The 21499-nt window shown below is 61.8% G+C and carries 23 protein-coding genes; 2 read left to right on the top strand and 21 right to left on the bottom strand.

Translation table 11 applies throughout. From position 1 onward, the window contains the following. The first annotated feature begins 5 nt into the window (after positions 1-5). Both MBR110_RS09355 and MBR110_RS09350 read left to right on the top strand, forming a co-directional pair. Positions 6-1661, top strand: coding sequence for a recombinase family protein (locus MBR110_RS09355; RefSeq protein WP_181709035.1), 1656 nt, complete (start codon positions 6-8; stop codon positions 1659-1661). After that, positions 1658-2428, top strand: coding sequence for a hypothetical protein (locus MBR110_RS09350; protein WP_181709034.1), 771 nt, complete (start codon positions 1658-1660; stop codon positions 2426-2428). Before MBR110_RS09355 ends, MBR110_RS09350 begins: the two co-directional genes overlap by 4 nt. 65 nt (positions 2429-2493) lie before the next feature. Here MBR110_RS09350 and MBR110_RS09345 read toward each other — a convergent pair whose 3' ends face one another. The 21 genes from MBR110_RS09345 to MBR110_RS09245 form a co-directional block, all read right to left on the bottom strand. After that, complete coding sequence (locus tag MBR110_RS09345) at positions 2494-3168, bottom strand: SOS response-associated peptidase family protein (RefSeq protein ID WP_181709033.1); 675 nt, start codon at positions 3166-3168, stop codon at positions 2494-2496. Positions 3169-3635: 467 nt separating this feature from the next. Further along, positions 3636-4529 (bottom strand): hypothetical protein, encoded by an 894-nt coding sequence (locus MBR110_RS09340; RefSeq protein WP_181709032.1) that lies wholly within the window; start codon positions 4527-4529, stop codon positions 3636-3638. A gap of 102 nt (positions 4530-4631) precedes the next feature. Next, positions 4632-5423 (bottom strand): DNA adenine methylase, encoded by a 792-nt coding sequence (locus tag MBR110_RS09335; protein ID WP_181709031.1) that lies wholly within the window; start codon positions 5421-5423, stop codon positions 4632-4634. Positions 5424-5561: 138 nt separating this feature from the next. Continuing rightward, positions 5562-6044 (bottom strand): DUF2514 family protein, encoded by a 483-nt coding sequence (locus MBR110_RS09330; RefSeq protein ID WP_181709030.1) that lies wholly within the window; start codon positions 6042-6044, stop codon positions 5562-5564. Further along, positions 6041-6490: a D-Ala-D-Ala carboxypeptidase family metallohydrolase gene (locus MBR110_RS09325; protein WP_181709029.1), complete on the bottom strand. Its 450-nt coding sequence runs from the start codon at positions 6488-6490 to the stop codon at positions 6041-6043. The genes MBR110_RS09330 and MBR110_RS09325 overlap by 4 nt, the downstream gene beginning before the upstream one ends. Positions 6491-6492: 2 nt before the next feature. Then, positions 6493-6777 (bottom strand): phage holin family protein, encoded by a 285-nt coding sequence (locus MBR110_RS09320; RefSeq protein WP_059668049.1) that lies wholly within the window; start codon positions 6775-6777, stop codon positions 6493-6495. A 55-nt stretch (positions 6778-6832) separates the two neighbouring features. Next, positions 6833-7549, bottom strand: coding sequence for a hypothetical protein (locus MBR110_RS09315; RefSeq protein WP_181709261.1), 717 nt, complete (start codon positions 7547-7549; stop codon positions 6833-6835). Next, positions 7549-7857 carry a hypothetical protein gene (locus MBR110_RS09310; protein ID WP_181709028.1) on the bottom strand — a complete coding sequence of 103 codons (309 nt, stop codon included), beginning with the start codon at positions 7855-7857 and terminating at the stop codon, positions 7549-7551. Before MBR110_RS09310 ends, MBR110_RS09315 begins: the two co-directional genes overlap by 1 nt. Then, a complete protein-coding gene (locus MBR110_RS09305) occupies positions 7857-11162 on the bottom strand; it encodes a host specificity protein J (protein ID WP_181709027.1) in 3306 nt (1101 codons plus the stop codon). Before MBR110_RS09305 ends, MBR110_RS09310 begins: the two co-directional genes overlap by 1 nt. After that, a complete protein-coding gene (locus MBR110_RS09300; RefSeq protein ID WP_059703914.1) occupies positions 11159-11740 on the bottom strand; it encodes a tail assembly protein in 582 nt (193 codons plus the stop codon). The genes MBR110_RS09305 and MBR110_RS09300 overlap by 4 nt, the downstream gene beginning before the upstream one ends. After that, a complete protein-coding gene (locus MBR110_RS09295) occupies positions 11737-12489 on the bottom strand; it encodes a C40 family peptidase (protein WP_181709026.1) in 753 nt (250 codons plus the stop codon). Before MBR110_RS09295 ends, MBR110_RS09300 begins: the two co-directional genes overlap by 4 nt. Before the next feature lie 49 nt (positions 12490-12538). Further along, entirely contained in the window at positions 12539-13222 is a 684-nt protein-coding gene (locus tag MBR110_RS09290; protein ID WP_181709025.1) for a phage minor tail protein L, read from the bottom strand. Next, positions 13219-14661 carry a tail fiber domain-containing protein gene (locus MBR110_RS09285; protein WP_181709024.1) on the bottom strand — a complete coding sequence of 481 codons (1443 nt, stop codon included), beginning with the start codon at positions 14659-14661 and terminating at the stop codon, positions 13219-13221. Before MBR110_RS09285 ends, MBR110_RS09290 begins: the two co-directional genes overlap by 4 nt. Positions 14662-14669: 8 nt before the next feature. Then, positions 14670-15008 (bottom strand): phage tail protein, encoded by a 339-nt coding sequence (locus MBR110_RS09280; RefSeq protein ID WP_059703918.1) that lies wholly within the window; start codon positions 15006-15008, stop codon positions 14670-14672. Continuing rightward, positions 15008-19108: a phage tail tape measure protein gene (locus MBR110_RS09275; RefSeq protein ID WP_181709023.1), complete on the bottom strand. Its 4101-nt coding sequence runs from the start codon at positions 19106-19108 to the stop codon at positions 15008-15010. The genes MBR110_RS09280 and MBR110_RS09275 overlap by 1 nt, the downstream gene beginning before the upstream one ends. 13 nt (positions 19109-19121) lie before the next feature. After that, positions 19122-19400, bottom strand: coding sequence for a phage tail assembly protein T (locus MBR110_RS09270; protein ID WP_059703920.1), 279 nt, complete (start codon positions 19398-19400; stop codon positions 19122-19124). Further along, positions 19397-19864 carry a phage tail assembly chaperone gene (locus tag MBR110_RS09265; RefSeq protein WP_181709022.1) on the bottom strand — a complete coding sequence of 156 codons (468 nt, stop codon included), beginning with the start codon at positions 19862-19864 and terminating at the stop codon, positions 19397-19399. Before MBR110_RS09265 ends, MBR110_RS09270 begins: the two co-directional genes overlap by 4 nt. 27 nt (positions 19865-19891) lie before the next feature. After that, entirely contained in the window at positions 19892-20356 is a 465-nt protein-coding gene (locus MBR110_RS09260) for a phage tail tube protein (protein ID WP_181709021.1), read from the bottom strand. Between the two features lie 59 nt (positions 20357-20415). Further along, positions 20416-20760, bottom strand: a complete 345-nt coding sequence (locus tag MBR110_RS09255) for a hypothetical protein (RefSeq protein WP_181709020.1) — start codon at positions 20758-20760, stop codon at positions 20416-20418. Further along, positions 20757-21179, bottom strand: coding sequence for an HK97-gp10 family putative phage morphogenesis protein (locus MBR110_RS09250; RefSeq protein ID WP_181709019.1), 423 nt, complete (start codon positions 21177-21179; stop codon positions 20757-20759). The genes MBR110_RS09255 and MBR110_RS09250 overlap by 4 nt, the downstream gene beginning before the upstream one ends. Continuing rightward, positions 21172-21498 (bottom strand): phage head closure protein, encoded by a 327-nt coding sequence (locus MBR110_RS09245; protein WP_181709018.1) that lies wholly within the window; start codon positions 21496-21498, stop codon positions 21172-21174. The genes MBR110_RS09250 and MBR110_RS09245 overlap by 8 nt, the downstream gene beginning before the upstream one ends. Between the last annotated feature and the right edge of the window lies 1 nt (position 21499).

Below are 21499 nucleotides of genomic sequence, written 5' to 3'. Positions count from 1 at the left end.
GGGGCGTGGCAGCAAAAGCGAGAGTTTACAGCTATTTACGATTCAGTGACCCAAAACAAGCGGCCGGCGGTAGCGTCGACCGGCAGCTCGAGTACGCCGCCCGCTGGGCTGCCGACAACGCGATGGAGCTGGATGCGTCCCTATCACTACGGGACGAAGGACTATCTGCCTACCATCAGCGCCATGTGCGACAAGGCGCTCTGGGGGTGTTCCTGCGGGCAGTCGAAGATAGTCAAGTGCCGGCCGGCTCTGTGCTGATCGTTGAGGGTCTGGATCGCTTGAGCCGCGCTGAGCCACTGCAGGCGCAGGCGCAGCTCGCCCAAATCGTGAACGCCGGCATCACCGTCGTGACGGCCAGCGACGGACGCGAGTACAACCGCGAGCGCCTCAAGACGCAGCCGATGGATCTCGTATACAGCTTGCTGGTGATGATCCGAGCGCACGAGGAATCAGACACGAAGAGTAAGCGCGTGAAGGCAGCGATCCGGCGGCAGTGCCAAGGTTGGATCGCAGGCACGTGGCGCGCACCGATCCGCGTCGGAAAGGATCCGCATTGGGTGAGGGAAATGGAGGCCGACGGGTTCGAACTAGCCGAAGACCGGGCAGCCGCGGTACGCCTCGTCATCGAAATGTTCAAGCAGGGTCACGGTGCGGTCCGGATCGTGCGCGAACTCGCCGACCGCGGGCTCAAGATAACGGACAGCGGCCGTTCGGCGTCAAGCCATATCTACCGGCTACTGGCAAACCGGATGCTGATCGGCGAAAAGTCCGTCGAAGTGGATGGGGAAACGTTCCGGCTCGAGGGGTACTATCCGGCTCTGATCACGGCTGCCGAATTCGCGGATCTGAGGTACTTGGCCGAGCAGCGCGGTCGCCGCAAGGGCAAGGGCGAAATTCCCGGCGTCATCACGGGCCTGGGCATCACCTACTGCGGATACTGCGGCGCCGCAATCGTCGCGCAGAACCTCATGGGGCGCCGGCGTATGGCGGACGGGCGCCCCGCTCCGGGCCACCGCAGACTGCACTGCGTCACCTACAGCCAAGGCGCCGGATGCAAAGTTAGCAGAAGCTGCAGCGTCGTTCCGGTCGAACGTGCCCTGATGCTCTATTGCTCGGATCAGATAAATCTGACGCGCCTGATAGAAGGCAACCCTGGAAGTGTGTCGTTCCGTGCAGAATTGGCAAGCGCGCGCCAACGGGTCGCAGAGCTCGAAGCTCAAGTCCAGCGCGTCACTGACGCATTGCTATTCGATGACGGCGAGGCGCCGGCCGCCGTGTTGCGTCGCGTACGCGAGCTCGAAAGTCAGCTTACGAGCGAGCGCCGGACCGTCGACTCGTTCGAGCATCAGCTCACGGCATCAGCTTCGAATGTCGCTCCGGCCGCAGCGGAAGCTTGGCGGGAATTAGTGAACGGCGTCGAGCAGCTCGACTATGATGCTCGGATGCTGGCCCGCCAACTCGTCGCAGACACATTCTCAAAAATTGTCATCTTTCAATCGGGATTCCGACCGGACGACGACGATGGCGGCATTGGTGTAGTCCTCGTCGCAAAGCGAGGCACTACGCGACTGCTGAACGTTGACCGGAAAACGGGTGAATGGCGCGCCGCTGAAGAAATTGACGCCAAATTCTCCGAATCAATAAATTACTTTAGTTCATGACAAAATCATACGCCGTTCAGCCGCAGCGCATCGATATTCATCGCGACTTTATCAATTTACTGAGCGAACAAGAAATTTACAGTCTGACGTTGCTAGCACACATACATAATGAAATTACTACGCTTATGCGAATATTAACGCACACCATACCAAAGAAGGAGCAAACAAGCATCGAACGCGCAGGATCTTTCCAGATGATGCACCAGATTGCACGCCTGCTTTGTGGAAAAATTTACGAAGCCAAAGAAAAAATCTATCAAAAACAAGTTCAGGAATTTATTTCCAAATGGTGCATACCATTCGAAACCGAAAAAAGCGTTGCGTCTCTGAGCAAAGAATTCACAACCGCATTTAATCAAAGCAAGTGGTTACATCGTGCTCGCAATCGACATGCGATGCACTATCCAAAAATTGACGAATGGACAGATGCAATCGACTACACCAGCCAGAACAATTTCGAAATAATTGTTGGAAGCAATAAGCACGAGCTATTGTTTAGAACAGCAGATGTCGCGGCGTTCGCTGCATTCTCACTTGAAGTGGACGATACCGACGTCAGTAACGGCATTTCAAAAATGGCGGACGAGATAGGCCCGCTTGCACTGGCACTCTCTCAGCTGACAACTCAAGCGCTTGGTGGATTCGTCCAGGCCAGCCGCCTGTCCGATAAAAAACGAAGCTATGCAAGACACAAGGAAGGAAAGAAATTCAAAACGATAGAAATGGAGAGCTTCGAAATCCCATTCTTTTTTCACCTCAATGAATAGCGAATAATCTTGCGCGTCCGCAATAATGCTCGATGTCTCACCACAATAATTCGGCTGCCCGTCCCTTACGGTGCCGGCTCAGCGACTATCTCGTCGTCCGGATAAAGCTGCAACATAGCGCGCGCTGCCTCAAGGTTCGACGTCGTCAGCCACTCTTCCCAGTCGGCCGGCCGCAGGATCACGACCGACCGTTTTTCATCGCCGGGCCGGTGCATATGCTTCATGATTGGATGCTCATCACCATTCACCGTGATCATCGCCATAGTGTGCTGCTCGGTGCCACCCGGGTGCTGCAGCGTGCGCCAGATGCCGGCGACACACAGCGGCCGCCAGCGGGCCAGGCCGATCCGGTACCGGATATGTTTCCCCGTTTCCCAATTTGGCTCGTATATCCATTTTGCCGGAATCAGGCAGCGCCGACCGGCGCGCCACGCCGGCGCGTACAGCGGCGACTTGCCGAGGTTATCGTCCCGCACATTCATCGTGCTGCGCATGAGCGGCGGCTTGCGTCCCTGCTCCTTCGCCTTCTCGATGTTCGCCTTCTGCAGCGCGCGCGGCCAGAAGCCGAATCCGGCGATCAACGGTTTGAACTGCCCGTCGACGTAGCCGACGATCGGCGCGTCGTAATCCTGGTAGATCTCGGGCTTCCACGGCGTCCAGCGGTACAGGTCCCGAAAACTGTCGATCTTGAGTTCGCTCAGGCCCGGATCCTCGCCCGGCGCGACGTAGTTCGTGCACATCGCCGTCCCCAATTTGCTCGCATTGACCGCACCATCTTAGCGCGGGTTATACTGTACATCCATACAGTATTTTGAGGTGAATCGTGGAACCGCTCTGGGAGTACCGCTGGGAGTACGTGGACCTGTACTACGGTGCTATCGACTGCAAATTTTGGATGACGGATGAGGAAGCCGAACGCTGGCACGGCTACGGAAAGGAGGGAACGCGGCGTCTAGATGAGACGCGGAGGGATAGGCATTTGCAGCCAAAGGCTAGCGAGCAAGCCCTCTTGCATGCGTCTGATCCTAGGCGCGACGACCCACTTCCGGAATTTGCCTCGCCGTCTACTGGCACATTGCGGTGCTGGTGGAAAAACCCGGAGCAGGTCGACGGTGCAGATATACGCCGAATGGTGTTGGAAGTGATCGCACTTCGGAGGCTCCTAAGCGCGAGCGTCAAGGTAGCCTCCGAATCCCGCGACGTGTAGCTACTTCTTTTCGGGCTCAATACCCCAGCACTGTGCAGAACGACCGTCCTCCGGGATGGATTCCGGGTTGTACTTGCACTTGTTGATCGTATCCAAAGCGACTTTGTAGCGCTCGACAAGCGGGTCAGCGATGCTGGCAAGATGTGCGTCACGCACAGCTTGATCCGGGGTATTGCAGTCAGCGCCCATGTGCGGAGCGTCAGGCTTCGCAATTCCGCCGATCGGCGTCACAACGCCATCGACAGCGGCGCCATCGATCGCTTCATACAGCGCCTGCGACGCGGGCCAGTACGAAGTCACGACGGCATAGCCGTTGTCGTCGATGGTCCTGACCTCCTTGACTCCGGCGCACGATACGACCGGGCGGGCAGCGAAGATCACTCGCCCTTTGAGATATTCACGCGCGCCATACACCTGCAGGTCACGCTTGAACTGTTCCACCGCGGCGCGCCGCTCTGCCGAATCGATATAGCCCGACATATTGTCGAGCTCGAAGTACACGAGCGCCCACTCGCTGATATTGGTTTTCGAGTTTGCGATCTCGGCAAGAGTCGGCCCGACACCACCATTTTCGCTCATCACGACGTCATGCAGCGTCGAGCCATTGACGATGCCAGGATAAACCGCGATGTCTGCCCCACGCGCCTTAAGCGCGTCCTGCAACGCCGTGATGGTCGGTTGGACATCGCCAGTTGCGACCGCTGCTGATGCGGCGCTCGACGAGTCTACGGCGGCCGCCATCGCTCGGGCGCGCTGCGTCGCGACCAACGGCACGCCCGAATACTTAAGCCGAATCGCCGGGCCGGCCGAGGCCGACGTCGACGAGCTGTCACCACCTCCACAGGCCGATAGAGCAAGCCCGGTCAAGACTGCAGCAATCAGAGTTATTCTCATTGTGGTTCTCAGGTCAGAAATTGTTATATCCCCGGATCCTCGATTTTACATATCTATTACATATCCGCGAAATAGAAAGCCCGCGGCAAGCGCGGGCCAGATTTAAAACAGGCCAGCGGGCTCGGCCGCATCATCCCAACTGAAGATGATTAGCTCGTTCCGTTCGACGCTTCTATGCGAGCCGGCCACTGTGTACTGCAGCGGAACCGTCTCGATGTGAAATCCATCGAATACGCGACGGATTTCCTCATGGTCGTTCAGGCTTACGATAGCTCGCCCTTTGATGCATCGGAGCCTCTCCGCGATCCGCTCGTACTCTGCGAATGGGAAATCGACGCCGTAGCCGCGCGTTTCGAAATACGGCGGATCGAGATAAAACAACGTGTGCGGCCGGTCATAGCGATCCATGCAATCCGCCCAGTCCAGACGCTCGATGTATGCGCTAGCGAGGCGCAGGTGCGCTGCGGATAACTCTTCCTCGATTCGCAGCAAATTCAGACCCGGCGGCGCAGTGGTAGCCGTGCCAAACGTCTGCCCGTGCACAATCCCGCCAAAGCAGTTTTTCTGCAGGTAGTAGAACCGCGCCGCACGCTGGATGTCCGTGAGCGTTTCCGGCGTCGTCAGCTTCATCCACTCGAACACCTGCCGGCTGGTGAGTGCCCATTTGAACTGCCGCACGAACTCCTCGAGATGGTGCTGCACGACGCGATACAGATTCACCAGCTCGCCGTTGATGTCATTGATCACCTCGACCTTTGCCGGTGGGCGCATGAAATACAGAGCCGCCCCGCCAGCGAACACTTCGACGTAACAGTCGTGCGCCGGAAAGCGCGGGATGAGATGGTCTGCAAGGCGGCGCTTACCGCCGATCCACGGAATAATCGGATTTGCCATTGTGAAAGCCGTTCTTAAACTTGGTGTAGAATCCGGCCCGCCTACGTAGGTAAGCAGGGCCTTGGCCGATTCACTGGCTCGGACAGTGGAAAAGCGGCCGAGCGACGTGTTCCCGCACGCCACTCGGCCGCCCTGTTTCTAGTGCGGCACCGCGCCCGTCAGGGCGTCGTAGTCGCTTTCGCATTGCCGCCCGGCAATACCCCGCTCGTCAGCGATTCGCGCGAACTCTCCCGCAGCCTCGTCAGTCCGGCCGAACATGTCGGCAAGCAGATCGAGGGCGCCGCCGGCTGCCGCGCTTCCGGACGAAGCGGCGGCATCGCGCGCTCGCGCGACAAGCTCGACGACCTGCTTGCGCAGGCTGTTAGCAGCAGCATCGGCAGCGTCAGCAGCAGCGCGAGCCTGTTCACGTTGTTTCGCAGCATTTTCAGCATTCCCCTGTTGTTGACGCGCGATACGGTCGCTTTCGTCGCGCTCGCCGACGAGTTCGCGGATTCGCTGCGCCTGAGTTTCTACGGTGCGCGACTGGTCGGCGTCGCGATGGCCCTTGAAGTATCCCGCCGCGGAACCGATGACCACCGCCGCGACGATCGCGAGCCAAACCCGCGGATCGAACCAGGTCATAGCCCCTCCGAATACGTCGCGCTCGTCGCGCCGAACGATGCCGTCAGCACCTGTCGCCGCGGTTTCGTCCCGATCGGCGCGAGGCCGATATGCACCCACGTGCCCTCCTGGATCAACTGGTCGAATTCGATCGGCGACGCGCTGATCGCCCTGCAGATGTCGAGCGGTGCGCCGAATTTCGGACAGATGAAATCGGCAGCCAAGCCCGACAGATGCGCGCTGCTCGGAACGCCGCCGACCGCGCGATTGAGTGGCGCGGCGCGATAGCCCGAGGTGATGATCACGGGCCGCCCGCCAAGCACATCCCGCACGCGCTCGAGCGTTTCGGCCGTCCTGCGCAGGTTCGAAGTGACGGCAGCCGACGGTGTGTTATCGATGCCGCGCCGGCGCGCCGTATCGCTCGTGGTCAGCTCCTCGAGCGTGAAATGTGCTGTCAGATTGGTCATATTCACTTTTCCCCAAACATTCGTTTTGCGTTCCGGCGCAGCAGCACTTCGAGGTACTGCGACCCGACGATGCCCAGCGCACTACCGAGGCCGAGCAGTGCGATTGGCGGCAGATCCGGAATCTGCAGCAGCGCCAGACCCGCGACCATCGACGTCGCTGAACCGAGCACGGCGCGCCCGGCCACAAGCCGGAACGTCAACTGCTCGCTACCAACCAACACTTTCGCAATGCCAATCAGTCCACCCATGAGGATCAACTCCAGAATCGTCTTTTCGTGCTCTTGCATTACCGCTCCCCGTTTCCTGCCCCGTAAAAAGAAAGGCCGCCAAGTTGGCGGCCCATCACACAATCCCCGTCGCATCCAGCACCATGAAGCGCGAGTGCCACTGCTCTCGAAACCCAGACCAGTTCGGTTTCCGCCCCCCTCCGTACATTGTTGTGCCCCACGAAACCGTGTTTCCACTCACGCGAATCGAGCTAAGTTCGATGCCTGCAGGGTCATAGCTCCACGCTTGACGCACCGGATAAATCGCCGACACGATGACCGGGACGCCGTAACTGCGCGACTGCCACGGAGCACCCGGTGCGCCTAACGTATCCCACCCCGTCCCCGGCAGATACTCGTCGTAGATCACATCGAGCACGCGGAGAAATGGCCTCGACGAATCGGCAATCAATTCGGCATGCTCGCTAAAAACCTGTAGGCCGAAACTTCCGGCCACCGGCGGAACGCGATCGAACAGAAAGAAGTAGACCGTACACGGACTTTCGGTGATGAACGTGAGCGTATATGTATTGCCGCTTCGCAACGTGCGCCATACGGTGATGCCAACACCGTCCGACGCATACACGCCATACATCGGCCCGGCAGCAGAATTGAACGTGAACGCGACGTTCGCCAGCGTCGTATAGAACGGCTTCCCGGCATCGTTGAGAGCCAGCTGAAGCACGCCGGCCGTCGAGGCAGCCGCCATCGCCTGCACCATTTGATAGTTCGGTGTCGAGCCATCTATCTGATACAGCCCGGTATCGGTGAACGCCTGAAATCCCGCCGGCATCAATACACCCCAAAAACGATCCAACCCGGAACGCGGACATAGGCGTTCGAGCCACTAGTGTTCGCGCTGTACGACCAGCTGATACCGCCCGCGCTGATGGATACAACCGGTGACGGTTCGGCGCCCGATACGCGATAAAAAATTTGATCCGGCATAAACGCCCAAAACGGCTCCCCGCCGGACATATCGACCGCAACGCTGCCGTCATTGCCGCCCGTGTGCACGATCCCCGCGACCCGCCCCGCGCGCGACTGCGCATCCAGAATCGGTCGGCCTGCGCCATCGAAAATTTGAAGCCCTGCCGTCATCACCACATCCCCATGCGCACGCGAAGCACGCCATTTCCGTCATAGACGCGCACACTGCTACCATCGAGCACCAGTCGATTTCCGCTGCCGTTTGAAGCGTTGATCTCGAACCAGCCGCTCTTATCGAGCCGCCAGCCCTGCCGGCCCGCGATGTAGTTGTCGGACTGGATGTAGCTGCCGATCATCGCGTTCGTGATCCAGCCTGCACCGATGAGCGCCTGACGGATGAACACCTGACCGCCCTGCACAACGAACGGCACGATCATCGAACCGCCGTTGTTCGGGTCGACCACCGCGAATCGCTGCACCGACACCAGTACCTGTGATTCGACGATTCCGTTGTTGTTGTCGACGCCGATTCCGATGCCTGCGACATACGTGTGGCCGTCCGCCGTAATCTGCGTTTTGATCTGATACGAAGCGGCGACGCGCCCGTTCAGGTCCGCATATGACTGCGCAATGGTCTGCACGGCGGCCGCATTTTCGTTGGCCTTCGCCTGGACCGTCGTAATTTGCTGCGCCATCGCGCTATCGGCATCGACACGCGCCTGCGTTTCGGTTTGCACCGCCGCAGTCAACGTCCCTGCCGCGGACTGCAAACGCGCCGCTACCGTCTCGACGCTCTTGGCAACGGCCATGTCGCCTTCCGCGATCGCGGACTGCAACGACCAGACACCCGCGTACTGCGTTTCGTCGCCGGCATACTCTTCAGCATCACCGGCCATGAGAGGGGTAATCGACTCGATCGGCTCAAGCAGATCCTGCCCGAGCGAGCTCTTCCCGATCTGATTCCGGAAATAATCTTCGTACGCGTTCTCGTCTGTGGTCGGTTGCCCCTGCACGCCCGGTCCGGCCGCCGGATACCACGGCCCGACGTTTCCTGACGTGTCGACGAGCCGAGCCCAGAAATAAAACACCTGGCCGACCGCGAGCCCTTGCAGCGACGTCGAAGCCTGCGGATACGCGTAGTCCGACAGCTTGATCGCATCGTCGCGGCTCGGCGTGCGGCTGTACCAGATCTCCGTGCGCTGAGTATCGCCGGCCGTGCCGTCGCCTGGGAACGCCCAATCCAGATTGATCCCGAATACGACACCGGTGGCCTTAAGCGACGCAACCGCCGGCGGCGGCGTCGTTTTGCCGTTCAGCTGCGTTTCCGCGCTGATCGCCGGCAGCGACGTAACGCCCATCACGTTCTGCGCGCGCACGCGCGCCACATACCGCCCTTGATAGATCCCGGGCACCTCGACCTGCAGGCCGCCCGTACGCGGGACACTGATCCACTCACCGTTGTCCTTGCGCCATTCCGGCAGGTACGCCACAGCGTTATCCGCGGCGTCCCACGCGATCACCATCGTGGTTTTGGAGATCCCCTGATCGATGGCCGAGTACGTCGTTATACGCACGTTCGTCGCCGGTGCCTGCACCGATGGCGGGACGACAGTCACAGGCCGCTGCTGAATCTGTGCACCATCGTCGATCGCCGCGTACTTCCCCGGCTCGTGCATCATCGCCGTGATCGTGTACTCGATGCGTCCGTCGTCGTCGCCTTCCTGGATGCTCACGACGCGATAGAGCTGCGCGGCGACCTCCGCGTTCTCCAGCATCCACACCGCACCGGGCACCGGGTCAGCGTCGAATCGATCGACGAGTGTGAGCACGTCCCCATCGACCGACTTCACCGCACGGTACTGCGCAATGCCCGACGGCAGGATTGCCGTGAAGCGATCGCCGGGCGCCACGGTCGGCGCCTTGTCGAGCGTGACAACGTTCCCGGCCGCCGCGCGAATGCGCCCGCCAATGCGGCGACCAGCCTTTCGCGGATCAGCGATCGCGATCACCTGTCCCGGGCCGACCAGCACACCGTCCATCCCAACCTTGAACGTGACCGTACCCGACTCGTAGCGCGACGTCAGAAGAAGCCATCGCCCGAGCCGATGGGCCTGTGCCTGCGACGTGCAACCGAACGCCGTTACCTGCGTCTTGATGACGCCGTACCGGGCGATGCCGTCGTCGTCAGGCACGTACTCGACCGCCTGCTTGTACTGGTTCGACGGATCGTTGTAGCTGACAAGCGCGACCGTGTATCGCGTCTTGCGCTCACTGCCCACGTAGCGGAACGCCCCGTCGATTACGTTCGCCGCCGTGTAGACGTAGACTGGATCGGACGGCATGTCCGCGGAAGCGATCACCGCACCCGGCCCCCAGTACGAAATGCCGCGGAACACGCCGGCGATGTCCTGCAACACCTTGAACGCGTCGGCAGCGGACTGAATCACACAGTTGCACGTAAAGCGCGGCTCAACGCCGCCCTTTCCATTCGACACCATGACGTCGCAGTAGCGTGCGATCTCGTACAGCCCCCACTTGTCGATCATCGATGCGTCGACTGTCTTGCCGAGGCCGTAGCGATCATTCAGGAGCAGGTCGTAGAAAATCCACGCCGGGTTGTTCGTCCACGCCGGCTTGAACGTCCCGTCCCAAGCCCCCGAGTACGTGCGCGTCTCGGGATCGTAGTTCGACGGCACCCGAACGATCAGGCCGCGAACGTGGTACGACCGCACCGGAACCTGCGAGAACGATCGAGCATCGAACGTCATGCCGACGAGCGCCGTCATCGGATACCGCAACTTGCGGTCGATCACCTCCGTGATCGCCTCGACATTCACCGTGTCGGCAATCAGCGAGCTGTGCGCATTCGGCGTGATGCGGCGCACGCGCACCAACCAGCCGGTCGTGGCCCGAGGCAATTCGATGCGGTGCGAGCGCTCGTAAAGCGACGTCGTTTTGCCATCAAATGCCGACGACAGCACCTGCGCGTACGAGCCTCCGTCAACCGACAAGTCGATCGCGTATTCCACGCGATAGCCAAACACGCCGGCCGTCGGATCGCTCTTTTGCAGCGCCGGCACTCCGAAACGAATACGAACCGCCGACAGCTGCGTGTTTTGCACCTGCCGCACCCACGGCGCATCGGAGGTCAGCGGCACCCCTACGGCCGATTCGCGCTCGACCGCTGGAAAGCCAGGCATGAATTCCTGATCGAGCGTGCCGGTGCGAACGTCGACGCTGTAATTCTGGAAGTTGACCGAGCCGTCGGCATTCTGAATTGGCGTGCCATCGAAAGAGACCGACTGCATGCCCTTCGCCAGACCGACGATCGGCCCCTCGGAAATGACGTCGAGCACCTTCGCCCGCGCGATCGAGTGCAGGTTGTCCGGCGATTCACCGCCGCCACTACCTCCACCGCCACCACCCTTCGCGCCGCTAATATGCTTCGGCCCGGATTCCGCATAGATCTTTTTCACACCTGGTCCTCTGTGTAGATGCCCGAGCTGACAACCTTCGACCCGACGACCATCTCGCCGTACACGAGCGGCACGGGCTCACCCTGCGCCGCGCTGTTCACCGGCCCGTTGAAGTAGTACGAGGTACCGTTGTCGGCCGCACCGGCGAGGCCGGCCTGCTGCGGGCTGAGCATCTGCACGACTCCGCCAAGTGCCATTGACGCGCCAAGCCCCATCAGTTGAGCGCCCCACGGTTGCCCGTAGAACGATGCGACGGCGCCGACGACCATCAGGGCCGCACCGAGGATCGTCTGGAACAACCCACCGCTCTTGCTGCCGATGATCACCGGAGCAATTCGGATTGCGTCGCCGCCGACCGGCGCACTGAGATCGTCCTCAGTCAGGTTTCGGCGACCGTTGAACACCGCGAATGTCAGCCCGTTGTCGCGCGCGTCGAGCAGGAATTTCCGAAAGCCCGGTATCAGCACCGACAGCGCGCGCACGGCTTCCGCGGTCGACGAGACGGCCAGGCGATGCACGCGGCCGAATCGCGCGCCCGCAATCCCGTAAAGCCTCACCTCGCGCAACATTTCCGTCACTTCGCACCTCCGATGTGCCGCAGCACCGTCGCGCAGCTATCCCGCCACATAGAACCCCACACCGCGCGGCACGACAGCCGCCCGTACATGTGATGCGCGAACATGCCGTCACCGAGATACACGCCTGAGTGATTCGGCACGCCGTTTTTGCTCCGGACCTGCATCAGCAGCACATCGCCCGGCTCAAGCAGCGCGTCGCGGCCCATATCGAGAAATCCCGCGTCTTGGTAGTGCGCGATATACAGGTTCGAATATCCGTCCGCCCACCACCCATCCTTGCGCTCGAAATCCGGCAGCACGATTCCGCGTTCGGCGAGATACCAATCACGAACCAGCGAGTAACAGTCGAGCACGCCGTGCACGTATTCCCGCCCGTACAGCGGCGCGACGTACCCGCTCGGCCCGAACTCGCACCAGTCGTCGATGCCGATCAATCCGTCGGTCTGCACGCCGAGCGAGACGATCACCCACTGCGGGATGCCTGCGCGCTCACACATCGCGCGGTCCCCCATGCTCGGCTGAGCCGTTCCGTTCGGATGCGAATGGACGACCGCGAGAATCTCTCCCATGTCCTCCGCGGCCGCGTAAGCCTCGGCTGCAAGCGCGAATTGCTCGGTGGGCGCCGCCGCGATGTTGTGGCCCGGCACATACACATCGCCGGCAGCCGTACCGACGACGAACCCGCAGCACTCGCGGGGGTACTCGGCGAGCGCGTGTGTCGCGATCGCCTGCTTGATTCGTTCGTCCATAAAAAAACCCGCCGGTTGGCGGGTCCGTGAAAAGGGGATAGTCGACGGTCTAGGCGAGCGTATCGCACAAAAAACCGCCGTGCGGGAGCGGGTTGTTCACGCCATACCGGCATTCACACCCACTGATTTTCTGGCTGCAGCGGTCGAGCGCCGGATCGCTCACCGGCGTGTCGTTCTTGTCGAAGTACGCCGCGCCGGCATATCCGCACTCTGGCCCGCGATAGCGCCACTGGCACGTCCCGACGATCTGGCGCGCCGGCACCTGCTGCCCGCCGAAGTCGAGCGGCGACGACAGCGTGAACTCCACCTGCACGCCGGGCTGCTCGTCGCTCTTCTGCTCGATGCGCCACTGCTCGACCGGCCATTGCTCATCCGGATCCGCGGTCGGGTTTCCGTCGGGAAAATTCACCGCGTCGAGATACTTCGCCAGCGTGCGCCGACGGAACACCTTCGCGCCCACGAGGTCGTCGAGCGCAACGCACAGCGCCGTAATCGTGCCGTTGATGTCGCCCACCGTCAGCGTTGGCGCCGGTTGCCTGGCGTCCGACGTCCGCTCGAAGCCGGCAGCCTGAATCGGCCACGGCTTGTACTCGTTGCCCTGCCACCAGACAGACGTTGACTGAAGATGCCCGTGAAAGCGCAGCATGTCGCCACCGACTGCAGTGCAATCGACTTCGAAAACTTCGACCCGTGCGCCAGGATCAAGCCTCTGGATGTCGGCCGCGATCATCACAGCGACTCCAGTTTTTCGAGACGAGTCAAGATTGATTCAATGATCACGTCATGCTCCTGGACGGCAGCACCTAAGCGAGGAACGATTTTCGAATAGTCCACTGCCTGCGGAGAGATTTCCTGAACTACATCAATCACATCTCCCGGCTCAACCGGAGTTGGAACCGTGATGATCTGCTTTTTAATCTCCGGCTCACCATCGCTGGCATATCCCACGACAACATCAACCCACTTCTGTGTTACCGGGAGAAAGCCATCACGATATACCGGATGCCACGCCCCCATCGCGTCCTTTTCCCCGGTCACCGCCTCAGGTATTACTTCTTGAAGCTCATGTGCGATAACATAATCGTGGAGAACGCCAGGCGCACCCACAAACTCGCCAGTATAGAACTTAATCCTGCGGATGGATTCACGCGCCCTCGAAATCGGGAAATAATTGGCTTTCAAGCGATAATCAGAAGTGGTGTTGTAAGCCGTGGTACTACCGCTAACCGAAATAGAACCAGACACACCGCCACCAAATGCCCCGAATACAACTGGGTTATTGGCACTTGAACTTGGAATGAATACCAGGCCGCCCCCCTGGTTTGAGCCGAAGTTTTTGACAGTAATCTTGTCTACATTTCCAGTATCGCCGACTGTGAATGAAGCGCGAGCGTAAGCAGCCCCGGTATCGAATACCGAAAAATTTACCGCGTTGCCCGCGCCATTAACAAAATCTGTAGAAAACGTGTTTGTAATGCTCCGAATAGATGGAGCATATCCGTTAGCGTTCAACACGAGCGATGGGCTGACATTGGATGCCTGTGCAAGAGTTACAGTTGAACCAAACGTCTTTGCCGCCGCAAATGTTTGATTTGTATTGAGAGTGGCTGGCTGGGCTAAGTTTCCAGTATCCCACGGTGTATTTCCTGCGAACGTGGGGCGCAATGTAAACACAGCCAGCCCCGCCACGCTCAACGTACCCCCCACCATCTCATTGCCGTTAACGGTGCAGTTTCCGTTGACCACTTCGTTGTCGCTGTTAGTACGACCACGCATCAGTACTCGCCACGTGCTAGCGCCGTCCGCATCAAGAGCCACCGCTTCGCCCGGATTTAGCCCCGATATTGACACTGTATCGCCGGAACCGTCGCCGGGCGCTAACAGCACGCGCTTTACCCCGACGTTGACGAGCCACACGATCGAATCTGGTTCGCACTGGGATACCTTGCGGAGCTTGATCGTACCGCCGACAGCAATATTGATGCTGACCCTTCGACCAATATGCTCCTCGCCGAGCGTCTGTGATGCAGTGATCATCGGAGCCGATACGAGCGCCGACTGCCGATCGAGCACGTCAACGTTCGCATTTGCCTTCGAATTAGCGACGCGAACGGGATCGCCGTCGCTGCCCTTGGGCGGCGTCCCGAGAATTACTTTCTGAAGCTTTGCCATGAGATTCCTTACGGCGAAAACGTCTGCTCAAACTGCGCCGTGATCGTGTACACGTTGCCGTTCTTTACCGGCTCCGTGTACTTCTCACACACGAATCGTCCCTGCGGTCGAAGCGGCGGCGTCCAGAAAAACGACACGGCGCCGGCATGCACATCAAGGAACTCGAGAATTGCGGAAATCATCTCGGCTTTCCCTACGAATCGAAGGTTGTACGACGGCACCCGGTTGTTTAGGCCGTCGGCCGCGCGTTGCGTATACCCGTCGCCGAAAGCGGCTTTGCGCACACGCAGCGTCGTATCGCCGCCAAAGCCTTCAACCGTCGGTGACCAAATAAACGTATCGGTCATCACCCCATCCCATTTTTCATTTTCCAGAGCGATCCGCCTTGACGACTCTCGGCCGCCACCAATCCGCGCAACATCTGCGTTAGCAGCTTCACGAACTCCGCGCTCGCCATCATCTGCGCCGCGTTGCCAGTGCCGCCCTCGATCGTCACCGGAATATTCAGCTCGACTCCCGCGCCCGGTGCGCCGAGCGCGCCACCGACGGCTGCCCCACCACCGACCAGACCGCCGTTCGCAAACTTCGCGAAGCCGAGATCCTGTCCGCTGTTGATCGCCTCGAGCAGTCGAAGCACACCAGGCTTGCGCACCGCAGCGGCCTTCACCACGAATTCCTCGTTGGAGAGCCACGCCGGAATGCTGTCGCTCGTCGACGTGCCCGGCCCAGTGACCCGCCCGCCCGTCGCAAGGTGGAAGCCGTACGCGTTACCGCCGGTCGCTCCTGCCATGTCCGACAGACCGCCGGCCACACCACCGAGCAATGACGCAGAACTGAATCCGCCCCCGCTGGCTGCGCCAAGCCCAAGCGCGGACCCGAGCGCACTGAACACCGGAGCCATCGCAGCGCGCGCGGCAAAGCGCGCAAGGTCCGTGATCATGCTGTTGACCAGCCCGCGAAAATCCAGCTTGCCGGTCGACACGAACGAGGTGAGCGCGTCCTCCATGCTGCGGAACGAACTCGTAAACGCTTCCTCCGCGCGACCAGCCGCGTTCTCCGCAGATTCCTGATACAGCGCCACTGCACGGCTCGCGCCGACGCGCCAGTCGCGCTGCACCGCGAGACGCTGCTCGACATACCCACGTTCGCGCTCGACCTGATCAGCCTCGGCCCGGTTGATGCGGTCGATCTCAGCCAGGTACTCCGGCGAGCCGAGCGTGCCGTCCTTCCGCGCGCCCTTCGTGAAGTCGTCTCGCCGGCGCCGGAATTCGTCGCCGACGCGGCTCGTCGCCTGGTTGAGCTCGCGCGCGTTGTCGCCCATCGGCATCGCGGCAAGCTCGCGCGCGACTTCGCGCTGCCGCTCGGTCGCATAGTCCGCCAGCTCCGCGTCGATCTGCGCGCTGCGCTCCTTCAGCTTGTTGATCGCTTCGTGATAGCGAACCTCTTTCTCCAGCTGCACCGCGCGGTCGTATGCCGCGCGAATTGCAGCCTGGTCACGAATCAGGCTCTTGTCGCCGTCGGTCAGCTTCGTGCGCTTCGCGGCCAAGTCGGTCAGCTTCTGGTCGAACCCGATCCGATCCTTCTCCGACTGCGTGAGCTTGTCGGTTGCGACCGCCTCGACGCGCAGCTGCGCAATACGCTGCGCGATGTTGTCGAGCATGCGCTGGCTTTCCGGCTCGGCACGCGACCCGCCGGCCCGGGTTTTGTGCGCGAGCGCCGGCGCGTTGACGCCGATGCGAGCGACCTGGTCGGCCGATTCCGACACCGTGTCGTCGAACGCCTTTTTGCCGCGCGCAGCGGCGGCCGCGAGCGCAGCGTCAGCGTTGAACCCGAATTTCTCGAATTTCTTGCTGACGAGATCCGCCTGAAATTCCGCCAATGCCGCGGCGACGACCATCTGCTGATTCATCAGCGCGAGCTCGCGCGTCAGATTGTCGATGTTCCGCCGCGCGCCGGCCTCGGCCTTAGCATCTTTGTCCTGTATCGCTTTTTCGAGCGATTTGTATGCGTCCGCGCGCCCAGCGATCAAGCCTGCCTGCCGCGCCTCTGCAGTATTCGCGCCCTTCGTTTTTGCTTCGTATTCGGCGCGTTGCTGCGCGGTCATACCGATAACGTCGGAGGCCTCTTTCAGCTTTTCGACGTACTTGTTCCAGGCCTCGGCCGCCATGCCGCCGGCGAAGAAATTGTTCTCTTCGGTGAGCAGTCGAATACCGTCGGCCGCACCGCGCGCAGCAGCATCCATCGCGGCGAGCGTGCGCGTGCCCTTATCAGCTGCGGCGCCAGCCGTGTCAATCGCCGACGCAGCCTGCACCAGCTCGGCGCGAAGTTCATCACCGCCCTTCGTTGCATCGACGAACACGCCGACCAGCGCCGCCAGCTCACGCGACTTCTCGTCGACGCCGAGATTTTCGGTCTTGATCCGGTTCAGCCCTTCGATGAACCGATCGAGCGCAACCTGATTCTCGTCCGTGATGATCGGCGCGCTATCGCCAATGCCCGGAACGATGACGCTCTGGGATGCGCGCGCCGCGAGCCCCGCGTACGCGTCCGATACGTCGCTGCGCGCCGACGCCTGCGCCTGCTTCGCCCGATTGCGCTCGACCTCCTGCAGCAACGGCGACAGCTGCCGATACTTCTCGATGATCTGGTCGAGCGGCGCCTGCATGTCGATCAGGCTCGATGTCGCGCTGCTCGCGTGATCGCGGAATACCAGCCAGTTCACCGCAGCGCCGAGCGCCACCGTGCCAACCGTCGCGATGATGCCGGGCAGGCCACCCATCACCGATAGCAGGCCGGACCCCACTGTGCGCATCAGCGAGCCGGCGCGCGCGGCCGCAGTCTGCGCCACCGCCGCGCGCTCGGTCGCTGCAGCGAGGCCCGCCGTCGCGGCCGTCGCCCCGCGCTCGGCCCGCTCGCGGGCCTGCGTCGCCGCTGCGACCTCGCGTTCGGCGACCGCAAGCCCCTTCTCGGTTTCGGCTAGCGCCGCCGCGTAGCGTGTCTGGTCGACCGTACCCTTTGCCGCTGCAGCCTCCAGTGCCACGCGGCGCTGCTGCGCCAGCGCGAGCGATGCCTCGGCCCGCTCGAGTTCGCCCTGTGCAACTGCAGTCTCGCGCGCGATCAACGCCGCGTACGGCGTACCGGCGATCCGCGTGCCGATCTCCTGGCTGTTCGCCAGATTCGAGCGCGCTGTCGCGACCTGCGCCACGGCGCTAGCCTCGATCGCACGCGCCTCGGCGAGCTTCGCCTGCGTGTACTGGATCGAACCGGCCGTCAGCGCTGACTGCATCGCGAGGCTTTCGCGCATCGCACGCATGCCGGCCAGTTCGGCCGCAGCGGCGACCTCTGCCGCCTGCGCGTTCTGCAGCTTCGCTGCCGCCGCGTCGCGGTCGCTCTGCGCCTTCGTGATCGTGACGAGCGCAGCAGCGTTTTCCGCCTGCGCCTTCGCGAGCAGCGCCTGCCGCTCCGCGTTCCACGCGATGGCCGACTTGCTGACGGCCACCGTGGTCTGCGCAAAATACACGCCAAGCCGACCGGCCGCGAGCGACGCGCTAATCGAGACAATCGCGTCGAGGTGATCGGCAACGTAGACCACGCTCTGGGCGAGCTTGGCGCTCGCACCCGTCGCGTCGTTCGCGCGTCCGACATACGCGATGATCTCGGTTTGCAGGCGCGTCATCGCCTGCCCGACGGTCATGTCGACCTTACCGAACAGCGCGTCGGTGCTCGATCCGGCATTCTTCAGCGCGTCGATCAGGCTCTCGACGGTCAGCTTGCCGTCCTCCGCCAGCGCCTTCAGCTCGGACGTGCCCTTGCCCATCCCGCGCGCGATCGCGTCGGCAACGCCCGGCAGTTCCTCGAGCACACTCTTTAGATCCTGCCCGCGCAGCTGGCCGGACGCGAACGCCTGCCCCAACTGCACGATACCGAGGCGCGCCGTGTCGGCAGACACGCCCGACAGCGCAACCGCCTTGCTGATTGTTTCGACCAGCGGGCCGACCTGCTTAATCGACAGGCCGAGGTGCGATGTGTTGTTCGCGATCCGCTGATACAGCTCGGCCGTCGCGTCGAGCGGCTGACGGGTCGACTGTGCGATCCGCAGTACGTCGCCTTGCGCAATGGCGAAATCGATCTGATCCCGCGTAACGATCTTGAGCCGGTTGCTCAGGTTCGTCCATTCGTCGGCATACTCGATCAGCTGGTGCACGCCGAACGCTGCGGATGCAGCCTGCGCATATGCCGTCAGCGATCCGCGCGCGGCCTCGATCGCTCGCACCGTCACCTGCACGCTCGACGCGTTGGACGCGAACGCCGCATCAGCGGCCCGCCCCCCATCCCGGACCGCGTTGAAATAGCCGCTGGCCGTCGACCCAAGCTGCTGCATGCGTCGATCGTATTGGGTCGTATTCGCGGTAACGCTGACGATCAGCTCGCGGAGACTCGTTCCCATATTTCCTATCCGCCTACTTTACCAATCTCATTAGGCCTGCGAAGAAAGGATCGTCGGCGACCTCCTGAGCCTCTGCCGATTCCCCTGACCAGTTCGGCATCATGTCGGCCACCTTGACCTTCGCACCTTGCGCCTGGAATACGGCCGACGCGACCATCGCGGCATGAAGGTCGTAACGATCATCGGCGATCGGTGACTCGGCATCGAACGCCTGCCACAAGGCGAACTCCGCCGTCGACATGTCCGCGCGCAGCTCGGCAAGCGTCCTGCCGAGCCGCAATGCCAGCGTCAGTTCGAGTCGGAGATCAGGGTTTCGGCGGAGGCTTTTTTTGCATCGTCCTCCGCGTCGGCTTTCATGTTGCCGAGCTCGAGCGCCGTGTTGACGATACGTTCGTGCGCGGATCCGAACGCCGACGCCACGTCCCGTGCGTCTCCGTCCTCGAATTCGCGACGCCAGCCAGCCGCCGTTTCGACATAGAGCACGCGAACGAAGAGGCGCGCCGAGGCGAGCACGTGCTCGTCCGGGCGGACTCGCGCATACTTGGCGCGGGCCGTTTCTTCGTCGTCGCCCGGCTCGACGCCGGCAGCGAGGCGCAGCGGCTCGAGCCAGAATGCGCGGTCGGCAAGCAACGGTTCGCGCACCGCAATCGTCACGTCGCCCCATTCCGGCATCGACACCATCTGGTGTCGCCAGCCGGTCAACGGATTGAGAATCGCCGCACGCAGCGCGCCGGCGACCGTCGGGGTTTTCGTCATCACTCTTTCCTTACGTTTTCAGATCGATTAACCCGCCGGTACGACCGGCGGCGGCACTTCCTTCGGCGCGCCGCTGACACGGACGCTGTAGGTCGACGTCACGATGCCATCGACGCCGGCGGACCAGGTGTACTGGCGTACCATGCCGATGAACAGGAATTGAGACTTGTCGCGAAACGTCACGCGGAACACGTATTTGTCGCCAGTGCCGCGCGCAGCGCGCAGGATGACCTGGCCGGCGTCGTCCGACGAATAGTTGCCGTCGACCGAAAACTCGCCCGGATCGGGCAGGCCGAGCTCGGATTCTTTCTCGTCGCTGGCGAGCGTCGTCGCGTCGATTTCCGACGATTGCCCGCCTTGCCAGTTGATCGTCTTGCTCGTCGTGTTGAGATCGACGAATACGAGCGCCTCGTCGTCGAGGTTCGACGACGACGTTTTCGAGATCTCGACCTTCGTACCTTGCGCCTTGATGCGCTTGCTCTTCTCGGCCATAAGCCCCTCACAAAAAAGAAAGACCCGCTCGAGGCGGGCCGTACACACAGCGGATTCCGTCAGAATTCAACGGATATTTCGAGGCTCACCCGAAAATCACCGGAATCGCTCGAATAGTCGTCCGGCAGGTCGTTCACCCCGCCGACGGAAAACTGCTCAGCCGCATACGCACGATCGATCACCTTGTCGGCGAGCGCGTCGGCGTCCGTGTACGTGCTGGCGTAGACGTCGACCTGGAACACACCCGATTTGCCGCCGGTCGCACCGCCCATCGCCATGTCCCGCGCGCCGCTCACTCGCGATACCACGTAGTACGGCGATTTCGCTGCTGCTGCTGCGGCGCCGACATAGCCCTTCGCGGCTCCAACCGTGCCGATCGCGTTGCGGATAACGAGGGCGCTCACCGGCCACCCCCGATCACTGCGTCGATCGCGCGCGCGATCTCAGTGCGAATCGCACCCTCGGCTTGGCCGATCGAGGCGTCGAACGCCGGACGCGCGAACGGTTGCGCCCGCATATGCTGCGTGCCGAGCTCGATGAAGCGCCAGTAATACGCATTGCTGGGCGAATCGCCCTTGCCCTTCGTCCGCACGCGCACACCCGCCGTCGCGACACCGGGCGCGTCCTTCTGGCGAAGCGCAGCTGACACGATGTTTCGTCGCAGCTTTCCCGTTTTCTTCGGCGCGCGTGCGCGTGCCTCGTCGCGAATGACCTTCGCCCCCGCCACGGTCGCGCGCCGCAATGCTTTCGTTGACTGCGCTTTCGCCAGCTTCTCGAAATCCGCACGCAGGTCGCCCAGCCCCAGAATCTGCACGCTAGACATATTTCTCCCCGTTCTTGACGGTCAGATCGATGTAGCCCTTCGCGCGGTTAGGCAACGCGGCCACGATGTCGTACAGCGCGCCGAGATAGCGCATGCGCATCTCGGCGTCGACGTCGCGACGGAAGCGAATACGAAAGCTCGCGACAGCCGCACTACGCACGGCGCCCGAAACAACGTGCTCGATACCATTCACGAACCGAACATCGGCCCAAACCCGGGCATGAAGCTCCCAGGCATCCGGCAGCGGCTCGTCGTTCTCGTTCGTCGCGCCGGTACGCCGCTCGATCTCGATCCGTTCCGTAAATTTTCCTGCTTCCATC

This window comes from Burkholderia sp. MBR-1, assembly GCF_013822785.1.
GTDB lineage: Bacteria > Pseudomonadota > Gammaproteobacteria > Burkholderiales > Burkholderiaceae > Burkholderia > Burkholderia vietnamiensis.
This window is presented reverse-complemented; position numbering and strand designations above follow the sequence as displayed.